At 73.0% G+C, this 11,571-nt stretch carries 11 protein-coding genes; 3 read left to right on the top strand and 8 right to left on the bottom strand.

What is annotated here, in order from left to right:
- The 7 genes from QUE47_RS15490 to rimP all read right to left on the bottom strand — a co-directional run bounded on the left by QUE47_RS15490 (position 1) and on the right by rimP (position 7,626).
- Positions 1–1,023, bottom strand: coding sequence for a bifunctional riboflavin kinase/FAD synthetase (locus tag QUE47_RS15490; RefSeq protein ID WP_286218010.1), 1,023 nt, complete (start codon positions 1,021–1,023; stop codon positions 1–3).
- 181 nt (positions 1,024–1,204) lie between these two features.
- Positions 1,205–2,185, bottom strand: coding sequence for a tRNA pseudouridine(55) synthase TruB (truB, locus tag QUE47_RS15495; protein ID WP_434019704.1), 981 nt, complete (start codon positions 2,183–2,185; stop codon positions 1,205–1,207).
- Between the two features lie 6 nt (positions 2,186–2,191).
- Positions 2,192–2,632, bottom strand: a complete 441-nt coding sequence (gene rbfA, locus QUE47_RS15500) for a 30S ribosome-binding factor RbfA (RefSeq protein ID WP_286218011.1) — start codon at positions 2,630–2,632, stop codon at positions 2,192–2,194.
- A gap of 85 nt (positions 2,633–2,717) precedes the next feature.
- Entirely contained in the window at positions 2,718–5,540 is a 2,823-nt protein-coding gene (gene infB, locus QUE47_RS15505; protein WP_286218012.1) for a translation initiation factor IF-2, read from the bottom strand.
- A 70-nt stretch (positions 5,541–5,610) separates the two neighbouring features.
- A complete protein-coding gene (locus tag QUE47_RS15510) occupies positions 5,611–5,919 on the bottom strand; it encodes a DUF448 domain-containing protein (protein WP_286218013.1) in 309 nt (102 codons plus the stop codon).
- A 150-nt stretch (positions 5,920–6,069) separates the two neighbouring features.
- Positions 6,070–7,110 (bottom strand): transcription termination factor NusA, encoded by a 1,041-nt coding sequence (nusA, locus tag QUE47_RS15515; RefSeq protein WP_286218014.1) that lies wholly within the window; start codon positions 7,108–7,110, stop codon positions 6,070–6,072.
- A 3-nt stretch (positions 7,111–7,113) separates the two neighbouring features.
- On the bottom strand, positions 7,114–7,626 hold the full coding sequence (rimP, locus tag QUE47_RS15520) for a ribosome maturation factor RimP (RefSeq protein WP_286218015.1): 513 nt from the start codon (positions 7,624–7,626) through the stop codon (positions 7,114–7,116).
- 112 nt (positions 7,627–7,738) lie between these two features.
- Here rimP and QUE47_RS15525 point away from each other — a divergent pair, with 112 nt between their 5' ends.
- Positions 7,739–8,341 carry a hypothetical protein gene (locus QUE47_RS15525; RefSeq protein WP_286218016.1) on the top strand — a complete coding sequence of 201 codons (603 nt, stop codon included), beginning with the start codon at positions 7,739–7,741 and terminating at the stop codon, positions 8,339–8,341.
- Complete coding sequence (locus tag QUE47_RS15530) at positions 8,338–8,721, top strand: DUF4439 domain-containing protein (RefSeq protein WP_286218017.1); 384 nt, start codon at positions 8,338–8,340, stop codon at positions 8,719–8,721. Before QUE47_RS15525 ends, QUE47_RS15530 begins: the two co-directional genes overlap by 4 nt.
- Positions 8,722–8,739: 18 nt before the next feature.
- On the opposite strand, the gene QUE47_RS15535 is transcribed toward QUE47_RS15530, so the two are convergent.
- Positions 8,740–10,530, bottom strand: a complete 1,791-nt coding sequence (locus tag QUE47_RS15535; protein WP_286218018.1) for a proline--tRNA ligase — start codon at positions 10,528–10,530, stop codon at positions 8,740–8,742.
- An 84-nt stretch (positions 10,531–10,614) separates the two neighbouring features.
- Here QUE47_RS15535 and QUE47_RS15540 point away from each other — a divergent pair, with 84 nt between their 5' ends.
- The gene (locus tag QUE47_RS15540; RefSeq protein WP_286218019.1) at positions 10,615–11,520 is read left to right on the top strand and encodes a DNA-formamidopyrimidine glycosylase family protein; all 906 of its coding nucleotides are present in this window, start codon (positions 10,615–10,617) and stop codon (positions 11,518–11,520) included.
- Positions 11,521–11,571 lie beyond the last annotated feature (51 nt).

Raw genomic sequence — 11,571 nt, forward strand, 5'->3', positions numbered from 1 at the left:
TCATCGCAGGTCCGGCTGGTCCGGCGCGGTCTGGCCCGCGGGCGGGAGCAGGATCTCCCGGGCGCGCTCGACGTCGTCGTGCATCTGGGCGACGAGCGGCTCGATCCCGTCGAACCGGACCGTCGGCCGGAGGTGCTCGACGAGGTCCAGCGCGATCTCCTCGTCGTAGAGGTCGAGGTCGGTGCGGTCCAGCACGTACGCCTCGACGCGGCGCTCCGCGCCGTCGAACGTCGGGTTGGTCCCGACGGAGATCGCTGCGGGCAGCACCGCGTCCATGTTCCCCGGGTCGGCCTCGACAAGGTCGGGGCGCAGGACCCATCCCGCGTACACGCCGTCCTGCGGGACCATGCCCTGGACGTCGCCGAGGTTCGCAGTCGGGAACCCGAGCTCGCGGCCGCGGGCGTCACCGTGCACGACGGTCCCCCGGACCCGGTGGTGGCGGCCCAGGACCTCGGTCGCGTCGCGGACGCGCCCGGCAGCCAGCAGCTCGCGGACGTAGGTGGACGACCAGCGGTGGTGGCCGGCCGGCACGTCGTCCGGCGGGTCCTCCTGGCCGACGTCGTCGACCGTGACCACGTCGAACCCGTGGGCTCGGCCCAGCTCGACCATCGTCGAGAGGTCACCGGAGTTGTCGCGACCGAACCGCACGTCGTGGCCGACGACGACGGTCCTCGCCCCGAGTCCCCCGGACAGGTAGGCGACGACGAACTCCTCCGGCGTCTGCCTCGCGAACTCGAGGGTGTACTCGACGACCAGCGTCGCGTCGAGACCGGTCTCCGCCAGGAGCCTGGTGCGGTCGGCCAGCCCGGTGATCAGCTCGGGCGCAGAGTCCGGGCGGTGGATCCTCGACGGGTGCGGGTGGAACGTCACGGCGACGGCGCGGGCGTCGGCAGCGTGCGCGAGATCGACGATCCGCCGCAGCACGGCGCCATGACCACGATGGACCCCGTCGAAGTTCCCGATCGTCACGACCGACGGACCGTAGCCCGAGGGGACCTGATCGAGGTCCGTCCACAGGTTCACACATGACTCCTTGGTTCAGTTCGGGCGTTCGCGCCCCGACAACTCTGCCACGGGTACCGAGAGACCGGCACCACGGGTCAGGCGGGGGCGAAGACGATGACCGGACGGGCGACGTCCGACCCCCGGAAGCTCTCGTCCTCGAGCAGGGCGACGAGCCTGCCGTCGGGACCGATCCCGGCGGTCACCGGAGCCGCGCCCCCGGTACCTCGGCGCTGCCTGCGCCCCGGTCCGCGGGCGCCCACCGTGACGGCTGGATGCGGCGACCGAAGCCGAGCTCGCGGGCCTCGTCCGCCGTCAGCTCCCGCACCGGGAACACCGCCCGAGCCGCGTCGGCGAGCGGCACGGTGGTCAGCGTCCCGTCGGCGTCGGCCTGCGCCTGGTAGTGCTCGAGGTCGGCGGCGGCGTCCAGGGCGAAGCCACCGACCCTCGTGCGGCGCAGCGCGGTCAGGTGGCCCCCGACGCCCAGCGCGGCGCCGAGGTCGCGGGCGAGCGCCCGGACGTAGGTGCCCGACGACACGGTGACCGACACGTCGAGGTCGACCGCCGTGACACCGTCACCGTCCGGCCCGGCCTCCCCGGCACCGGGACCACGGACCTCGTGGACCTCGCGGACGGCACGGACCTCGAAGCGGGAGACCACGACCGGTCGCGCGGCGAGCTCGACCGCCTCGCCGGCGCGCGCCAGGGCGTAGGCGCGACGTCCGTCGACCTTGATGGCGCTCACGGCGCTCGGGACCTGGGAGATCGCGCCGGTCAGCGCGGCGACCTCTCGGTCGATCGCGTCGCGCGGCACTCCCCCGGCGTCGACGACCGCGAGCGTCTCGCCCTCGGCGTCGTCGGTGGACGTGGCCACGCCGAGCCGGATCGTCGCGTCGTAGTCCTTGTCGGCACCGACCACGTAGGTCAGCAGGCGGGTGGCCCGCCCGACCCCCAGCACGAGGACACCCGTCGCCATCGGGTCCAGGGTGCCCGCGTGACCCACCTTCCGGGTCCCGGCGAGCCCGCGCACGCGCCCGACGACGTCATGGCTCGTCCAGCCCTGCGGCTTGTCGACGACGAGCAGGCCGTCGGCCGCGGTCGGACGCCGAGGGGGTCGCGGGGACCCGGCCCCGCCACCACGGGCGCGGCCGCCGTGCGGACCCGTCGGCGTGCCGCCGGACACCGGCCGTCAGTCCTCGTCGTCGTCGGACGCCGCGGGCTTGCGGTACGGGTCCTCGTCACCGGCGTAGGTGGCCTTCTCGCGGAGAGCCTTCAGCTCGACGTCGCGACGGTGCGCCTCGAGCAGGGCCGCATCGAGCGTGGCCGCGGTCTCGGGGACGGCGTCGAGGAAGAACTCGAGCGCCGGCGTCAGCCGCACGCCGGTCTGCTTGCCGACCTCGGAGCGGATCAGGCCCTTGGCGCTCTCGAGCGCGGCAGCCGTCCCGGCGCGGGCGTCGTCGTCACCGTAGACGGTGTAGAAGATCGAGGCGTTCTGCAGGTCACCGGTGACCCGGACGTCGGTCACGGTGACGAAACCGAGCCGGGGGTCCTTGATCCTGGTGTCGAGCATCTGGGCCACGATCACCTTGATGCGGTCGGCGAGCTTGCGAGCCCGGGGGTGGTCGACCATGTCCGGTCCTCTCTGGACGGAAGGAGGACCCGCCGCCCCTCACGCGGAGGGACGGCGGGTCCGGTCGGCTCGACGAGCCGACCACTTACTTCTTGCGCGGCTTCTCGCGCATCTCGAACGTCTGGATCGTGTCGCCGGTCGCCAGGTCGTTGAACGACCCGAGGCCGATGCCGCACTCGAAGCCCTCGCGGACCTCCGTGGCGTCGTCCTTGAACCGCTTGAGCGACTCGACCGTCAGGTTGTCCCCGATCACCGCACCGCCACGCAGCACGCGCGCCTTGGTGTTGCGTCGGATCTCGCCCGAACGGACGATCGACCCCGCGATGTTCCCGAACTTCGAGGAGCGGAAGATCTCGCGGATCTCGGCCGAGCCGAGCTCGACCTCCTCGTACTCCGGCTTGAGCATCCCGGTGAGCGATGCCTCCACGTCGTCGATCGCCTGGTAGATGACCGAGTAGTAGCGGATGTCGACGCCCTCCTTCTCGGCGAGGGCCTCCACACGCTCCGCAGGCTTGACGTTGAAGCCGAGGATGATCGCGTTGTCGACCGTCGCGAGGTTGACGTCGTTCTGCGTGATCGCACCGACTCCGCGGTGGATGATCCGCAGGTCGACCTCGTCGCCCACGTCGATCTTGAGCAGCGCGTCCTCGAGCGCCTCGACGGCACCCGACACGTCGCCCTTGAGGACCAGGTTGAGAGTCTCGACCTTGCCCTGCTCGAGCGCCTGCGTGAAGTCCTCGAGGCTGATCCGCTTGCGGCGCTTGGCCAGCGTCGCGGCACGCTCTGCGGCCTCACGCTTCTCGGCGATCTGCCGTGCCGTGCGGTCGTCCGGCGCCACGATGAACGTGTCGCCGGCGCGCGGCACCGAGGTCAGACCGAGGACCAGGACCGGACGGGCCGGGCCCGCGTCGGTCACGGTCTCGCCGTGCTCGTCGAACATCGCGCGGACACGGCCGTACGCCGTGCCGGCGACGATCGAGTCGCCGACCGAGAGCGTCCCGGACTGGACGAGGACGGTCGCGACCGCACCGCGGCCCTTGTCGAGATTGGCCTCGATCGCGACACCGCGAGCGTCCTTGTCGGGGTTCGCGGTGAGCTCGAGCGCTGCGTCGGCCGTGAGGAGGACCGCCTCGAGGAGGTTGTCGATCCCCTGACCCTGCTTCGCGGAGACCTCGACGAACATCGTGTCGCCGCCGTACTCCTCGGCCACCAGGTTGTACTCGGTGAGCTGCTGCCGGATCTTGTCCGGGTTCGCGCCCTCCTTGTCGACCTTGTTGATCGCCACGACGATCGGCACGTCGGCCGACTGGGCGTGGTTCAGCGCCTCGATCGTCTGAGGCATCACGCCGTCGTCCGCCGCGACCACGAGGATCGCGATGTCGGTGACCTTTGCACCACGTGCACGCATGGCGGTGAACGCCTCGTGACCCGGGGTGTCGATGAAGGTCAGAGCGCGCTCGACGCCCTCGTGCATGTGCGGCACCTGGTAGGCACCGATGTGCTGCGTGATGCCGCCGGCCTCGCCCGAGATGACGTCCGCAGAGCGGATCGCGTCGAGCAGGCGCGTCTTACCGTGGTCGACGTGGCCCATGACGGTGACGACCGGAGGCCGCGGCATGCGGTCCTCGTCGTCCTCGCCCTCGAGCTCCGCGTCCAGGTCGATCGAGAAGGCGCCGAGAAGCTCCCGGTCCTCCTCCTCGGCCGAGACCATCTCGATGCGGTAGCCGAGCTCCTCGCCGAGGGTCGTGAACGTGTCCTCGTCGAGCGACTGCGTCGCCGTCGCCATCTCACCGAGGTGGAACAGCACGGTGACCAGGCTGGCCGGGTTCGCGTCGATCTTGTCGGCGAAGTCGCTGAGCGACGCACCGTGGCGCAGCCGCAGCACGGTCGAGCCGTCGCCGCGGGGAACCTGGACGCCGCCGGCCGACGGGGCCTGCTGCTGCTCGAACTCCTGGCGCTTCGCCCGCTTCGACTTGCGGCCCCGCACGGGACGACCGCCGGCGCGCCCGAAGGCACCCTGCGTCGAACCACGACCGGCACCACCACGACCGCCGGGGCGGCCGGCGAAGCCGCCGCCACCACCGGGGCGACCGGCGAAGCCGCCGCCACCACCGGGGCCTCCGCCACGACCGCCGCCGCGCCCACCGGGGGCGGGACGGTCACCGGGACGACCGATGCTCGACTTGCCCGGCATCATGCCGGGGTTCGGGCGCGCGCCACCACCGGGGCGGGGCGCCGGGCGCGGACCGCCCGTGCCGGCCTCGCCGCGGTCGGCACGCTCGGGGCGCTGCCCCGGGCGGGGCATCCCCTGGCTCGGGGCGAACGGGTTGTTGCCCGGACGCGGCTGCCCACCGGGGCGGTCGCCGCGGTCGGGACGCTCGGAACGGTCCGAACGCTCGGGCCGGTCGGCACGCTCGGGGCGCTGCCCCGGACGCGGCATGCCCTGGCTCGGGGCGAACGGGTTGTTGCCCGGGCGCGCCGGGGCACCGGGACGCGCGCCGCGCGCCGCTCCGGCCTCGGGGCGGGGTGCGGGCTTCCGGGGGCCAGGCGTCGCTGCAGGTGCAGGCGTCGCGGCCTCGGGTGCCGGTGCAGCAGGTGCTGCCGGCGTCTCGGCGGCCGGGGCCGCCGCGGGCTTCTGGGGGCCGGGGGTCGGCGCCGCAGGGCTCGCCGGTGACCCGGGAGCCTTCGGCGACGCAGCAGCCGGGGCCTTCGCCCGGGTCGGTGCAGACTTCGTCTCGGTGCTCTCGGCCTTGGCCGGGTGCCTGTCCCGCATCTTGCGAACCACGGGCGACTCGAGCGTCGACGACGCGGAGCGGACGTACTCGCCCTCTGCCTTCAGCTCGGCCAGCAGGGCCTTGCTCTCCACACCGAGCTCTTTCGCGAGCTCGTATACGCGGACCTTTGCCACAACTCTCCTGTCTCGGCCCGCCCCGGACAGGGAGGACCGTCGTTAGTGCCGGGTTCTCATCGCTGAGTACTCATCGGGTGCCCATCGGCTTCTGACCCGCTTCCTTGTCGACGTGTCGTGCTGGTGCGACCGAGCGGTGCTCGGTCGCCGTGCGCCCGGTCGGGTTCGACCGGACGTTAGCGCTGTCCATGTCCACGAGGGCGATCGCGACGGCGGACCTGGCGGGGACGCGCAGCGCGCGTTGCAGGGCCCGACGTCGCAGCGCCTGCTCGAGGCACGCGGGATCCTCGTGGATCCACGCACCGCGACCTGGCGACGACCTCGTGTCGTCCACGACGAGCGTCGGCTCCTCGTGAGCGTCCGGGCAGTCGACGACCACCCGGACCAGTACAGACCTGGAGTCGCGAGCTCGGCACCCGACGCACGTGCGCACAGGACCTGACAAGGCCTGGGCAGCACCAACTGCATGGTCGTGGGCATGGGCTCGCGGCCCGTTCCCGTACACTCTAACGCGTCCCCTCGGCCGCCGTCATCGACCGTCCGTCGGCGCGGCGCTGGAGACGGGCTCGCTGCCGCCCTCGTCCGGGTGGATGTCGATGCGCCAGCCGGTCAGCTTCGCCGCGAGCCGCGCGTTCTGGCCCTCCTTGCCGATCGCGAGGGACAGCTGGTAGTCGGGGACGACGACCCGTGCCGAGCGCGCGTCCCGGTCCACCACGGTGACCGATGTCACCTTCGCGGGCGACAGCGCGTGCGCGACGAACCGCGCGGGGTCGTCGCTGTGGTCGACGATGTCGATCTTCTCGCCGTGCAGCTCCGCCATCACCGCGCGGACCCTCGCGCCCATCGGGCCGATGCAGGCGCCCTTGGCGTTGAGGCCCGCGACCGTCGACCGCACCGCGAGCTTCGTGCGGTGCCCGGACTCCCGGGCGATGGCGGTGATCTCGACGGAGCCGTCGGCGATCTCGGGGACCTCGAGCTCGAAGAGCTTGCGCACGAGGTTGGGGTGCGTGCGGCTCATGGTGATCTGCGGCCCCTTGAGGCCGCGGGCGACCTCCAGGACGAGAGCACGCAGCCGCTCCCCGTGCACGTACTTCTCCGTCGGCACCTGCTCGTGCGCCGGCAGCACGGCCTCCACGCCGCCGACCTCGACGAGGACGGTCCGGGGGTCGCGGCCCTGCTGGATGACGCCGGCGAGGACCTCGCCCTCCTTGCCGCGGAACAGCCCGAGCACCTGGTCGTCCTCGGCGTCGCGCAGCCGCTGCACGATCACCTGGCGGGCCGTGGCGGTCGCGATGCGCCCGAAGTCCTGGGGCGTGTCGTCGAACTCGGGCCCGAGCTCCGCGGGGTGACGGAACCCGTCCTCGTCGACCTCCGGCTCGGCGACGACCTCACGGGCCCAGACCGTCACGTGCCCCGAGGTCCGGTCCAGCTCGACCCGCGCGCGGGACTGCGCGGACGGGGTCCGCTGGTAGGCCGAGAGCAGCGCCTGCTCGATCGCCTCGACGAGCACGTCGAGACCGATCTCGCGCTCGCGCTCCAGCATCCGGAGCGTACTCATGTCGATGTCCATCGTTCAGGCCTCCTCGTCGTCGTCGCCGAGGTCTGCCTCGGCCATGCGCTTGAGCTCGACCTCGACCGCCGCCTTCGCGACGTCCTCGAGCAGCACCCGCCGTTCGGTCCCCGTCACGTCCGGGCAGACCAGCACGACGCCCGTGTCGTCGGCGTCGAGGACCCGGCCCTGGACCGTGCCGCCGTCCCGCAGGACGATCTTCACGAGCCGGCCGCGGGCGCGGCGGAAGTGGCGAGGCTCGGTCAGGGGTCGGGACGTCCCCGGGGTGCCGACCTCGAGCGTGTAGTGGCCGGGCACCGCGTCAGCGGCGTCGAGCGCGTCCGAGACCGCGCGGGAGACGTCCGCGACGCGGTCGAGGTCGACGCCACCGGTCTCGTCCTCCGGGAGGTCGACCGTGACCCGCACGACGCTCCGGCTCCCCGCACGCGAGACGCTGACGTCCTCGAGGTACAGCCCGGCAGCAGCCACGGCGTCGCCGACCGCGACCCGCACCGCGCCCTCGACGGGGTTCACCATGGTCGTTCTCCTGTCGCCCGATGCGCCCACCGGGCGGGGACTCGACCGGTGTGTTGTTGTGCTGGCCCAGCCTAGCGACTCCGACCCGTACGGCATGACAAGATCAGGCTCGATGCCCCCCAGGACGAACGTCACAGCCGTCGTCGGCGTGACTCTGCTCACCGTCGCGCTCTCCGCGTGCGGGGTCCGGCTGGACTCCCCACCGCCCTCGGAGCCGTCGCCCGACGCTCACGAGGTGATCCGCGCCTCGGCCGTCGCCGACGCGCTCGAGGTCGAGCAGATCGCCCGCACGCTCGCCGAGGACCTGCCCGCCGACGACCCCGGGGAAAAGCTCCTGCCGCTCCTCGAGGAGATCGCGGACTTCGCGGACCAGCACGCCGTCCAGCTCGGTGGGACGTACGACTCGGGCCTGCCCGAGGCCCCTCAGTCCGTGCCCGTGGTCCCGTCGTCGAGCGCGACGAGCGGCCCGCTCGGCCCGGAAGACCTCGTCGACGCGCTCGCCGGGGCGTCGGTGCGCGGGCGCGCGGGCGCCGACTCCACGGGGGACGGCGCCCTCGCGCGGCTGCTCGCCTCGATCTCCACGTCGCAGATCCTCTCGGCCGAGGACCTGGTGGACGTCACGGGCGACGATCTCCCGGACACGATCGTCCCCGCGACACCCGCGGTCCCGGAGTCCGCTCCCCGGGCGTCGCGGCGAACGACCTCGACACGGTGATCGCGTCGGAGGACGCGAGCGGGTACGCCTACGAGGTGCTCGCGGCGCGTGACGAGGGCGCTGCGCGCAAGCGAGCGGTCGCCCTGGCAGCGACCCACCGCGCCCGTGCCCAGCGGTGGGCGGAGGTCGTCGAGGTCGAGGGCACGGCGCAGGACCCCCGTGAGGTCGCGTACGGGCTGACGAACGTCGACGACACGGCAGTGGTGGGCATCGACCTGGAGTCCTCGCTCGCCGCGACCTACTCGACCCTCGTCGGGCAGGCCACCGCGGTCGAGCGGGCCACGCTGGTGGACCTGCTCGCCGAGTCCGCCCGCGCCGCCGAGGCCTGGGGCGCGCCGGCGGCAGCGTTCCCGGGGATGCCCGAGCGCGCCGCCGACTGACGTCGGTCGCCCCGAGGTTCAGCCCAGGAGCGCGTCCACCCGCGACACGACGTCACCGACGACGTCCTCGACCGCCACCTGGTCCGCTGCGCCGCCCACGCGAGGGCGGACCTCGACGAGGCCGTCGGCCAGGCCACGACCGACGACGACGACGAGCGGCACCCCGAGCATCTCGGCGTCCTTGAACTTCACGCCCGGCGACACCTTGGGCCGGTCGTCGTACAGGACCTCGACGCCCTGCTCGCGCAGCGCCTGCGCGATGCGCTCGGCCTCGTCGAAGACGGCGGAGTCCTTGCCGGTCGCGATCAGGTGAACGTGGGCGGGGGCCACGTGGGCGGGCCAGGCGAGCCCGACCTCGTCGTGGTTGGCCTCGGCGAGCGCCGCCATGACGCGGGTGACCCCGATGCCGTACGAGCCCATCGTGACGACGGCCTTCTTGCCGTTCTCGTCGAGCACCGTGAGGTCCAGGGCCTGGGCGTACTTGCGGCCGAGCGCGAAGATGTGGCCGATCTCGATGCCCCGGGCGAGCTCGAGGGGGCCCGAGCCGTCCGGTGCGGGGTCGCCCGCGCGGACCTCGGCGGCCTCGATGGTCCCGTCCGCCGTGAAGTCGCGGCCCGCGACCAGGTCGAAGACGTGCTTGCCGTGGGCGTCGGCCCCGGTGATCCACCGGGTGCCCGTCACCACGCGGGGGTCGAGCAGGTACCGGACGGCGGTGTCGCCCTCCTTGCCCGCAGCGACGCCCTCCGGGCGCGCGTTCGGACCGAGCGCGCCCGGACCGATGTAGCCCTTGACGAGCTCGGGACGGCTCTTCAGGTCGGCCTCGTTCGCCGCCTCGACCGCAGCCGGCTCGAACGCCGCGGCGACCCGCTTGAGGTCGACCTCGCGGTCGCCCGGCAGTCCGACGACGACGATCTCCCGCTCCCCCGTGGGGTGCGTCAGGGCGAGCACGACGTTCTTCAGGGTGTCGGACGCGGTCCACGCGCGGTCCGTCCGCGGGTGCGCCGCGTTCGCGGCGTCGACGAGGGTCGCGATCGTGGGGGTGTCGGGGGTGTCCTCGACGTGCGCCGCCGGGACGTCGTCGTAGGCCACCGGGTCCGGCGCCGGCGTGACGACGGCCTCGACGTTCGCGGTGTACCCGCCGGCGGAGCGGACGAATGTGTCCTCGCCGATGGCGGTCGGGGTCAGGAACTCCTCGCTGCGCGAGCCGCCCATCGCGCCCGACGTCGCCGCGACGATGACGTACTCGAGCCCGAGCCGGTCGAAGATCCGCTGGTACGCGGCACGCTGGTTCTCGTACGAGCGGGCGAGCCCCTCGTCGGTGACGTCGAACGAGTAGGCGTCCTTCATGACGAACTCGCGACCCCGGATGAGCCCTGCGCGCGGGCGCGCCTCGTCGCGGTACTTCGTCTGGATCTGGAAGAGCGTGAGCGGCAGGTCCTTGTACGACGAGTACAGGTCCTTGACCAGGAGCGTGAACATCTCCTCGTGGGTGGGTGCGAGGAGGTAGTCGCCGTCCTTGCGGTCCTTGAGGCGGAAGATGTTGGGGCCGTACTCGGTCCAGCGCCCGGTGGCCTCGTAGGGCTCGCGCGGCAGCAGCGCCGGGAAGTGCACCTCCTGGCCGCCTGCGGCAGCCATCTCCTCGCGGACGACGGCCTCGACCTTGGCGAGGACGCGCAGCCCGAGCGGCAGCCACGTGTAGATCCCGGGTGCTGCCCGGCGGATGTACCCGGCACGCACGAGCAGCTTGTGGCTCGCCACCTCGGCCTCGGCCGGGTCCTCCCGCAGCGTGCGGACGAAGAGGGTGGACATGCGCAGGAGCGTAGGCAGCCTGGAGGCCGCGGAGAGGCGAGCAGAAGACATGCGGTCACCCTACCTGCGCGGCAGCATGGGACCGTGCCCGAGCTGCCCGAGGTCGAGGCGCTCGCCCGATTCCTGGACGAGCGCACCCGCGGTCGTGCCGTGGCGTCGGCGGAGCTGGGCTCGATCGCCGCTCTCAAGACCTACGACCCACCCCTGACGGCGCTCGCCGGCCGGGCCGTCCGGGGCGTGACGCGGCACGGCAAGTGGCTGGATCTCGCGCTCGAGCCCGCCCCGGAGCCGTTGCACCTGCTCTGGCACCTGTCGCTCGGCGGGTGGGTCCGCTGGTCCGACGCCCTGCCCACCACACCGGTCCGGCCGTCGGCGGGCGGCCGTGGCGGCGGCGCCGGTCGCCCGTCCCTCGGCCTGCGCGTGCGGCTCGACGACGGGTCCGGTTTCGACATCACGGAGGCGGGCACCCGCAAACGGCTCGCCCTCCACGTGGTCCGGTCGCCGGACGACGTCCCCCAGGTCGCGTCGCTCGGCGTCGACCCGCTCTCGGACGAGTTCACGGCCGACGTGCTCGGCACGCTCCTCGGCGCGCACAACCAGCAGATCAAGGGGCTCCTGCGGGACCAGGGCTCGATCGCGGGCATCGGCAACGCCTACTCGGACGAGATCCTCCACGTCGCCCGGACGAGCCCGTTCCGGCTGACCCGGACCTACGCGGGTGACGCGGACGCCGTCCGGCACCTGTACACGGCGGTCCGCGACGTCCTCTCGGGAGCCGTCGCCACGTCGTCCGGCAGGCCGGCCGCCGAGCTCAAGGACGCCAAGCGGCGCGGCATGCGGGTGCACGGCCGCACCGGCGAGGCGTGCCCGGAGTGCGGTGACGTCGTCCGAGAGGTCTCGTTCGCGGACCGGAGCCTGCAGTACTGCGCCACCTGCCAGACCGGCGGCAAGCCGCTCGCGGACCGGCGGATGTCACGCCTGCTCAAGTAGGCGTGCGGCGCGCACCGCGCCACGGTCACCGACCGCTCCGTCACGGAGCCC

The sequence above is a fragment of the Paraoerskovia sediminicola genome (assembly GCF_030296575.1).
Taxonomy (GTDB): domain Bacteria; phylum Actinomycetota; class Actinomycetes; order Actinomycetales; family Cellulomonadaceae; genus Paraoerskovia; species Paraoerskovia sediminicola.

Coding starts and splice junctions, on each gene's coding strand:
- rbfA (WP_286218011.1), bottom strand. CDS start 2,632: ATGGTCGACCACCCCCGGGCTCGCAAGCTCGCCGACCGCATCAAGGTG.
- nusA (WP_286218014.1), bottom strand. CDS start 7,110: ATGGACATCGACATGAGTACGCTCCGGATGCTGGAGCGCGAGCGCGAG.
- rimP (WP_286218015.1), bottom strand. CDS start 7,626: ATGGTGAACCCCGTCGAGGGCGCGGTGCGGGTCGCGGTCGGCGACGCC.
- QUE47_RS15525 (WP_286218016.1), top strand. CDS start 7,739: ATGCCCCCCAGGACGAACGTCACAGCCGTCGTCGGCGTGACTCTGCTC.
- QUE47_RS15535 (WP_286218018.1), bottom strand. CDS start 10,530: ATGTCCACCCTCTTCGTCCGCACGCTGCGGGAGGACCCGGCCGAGGCC.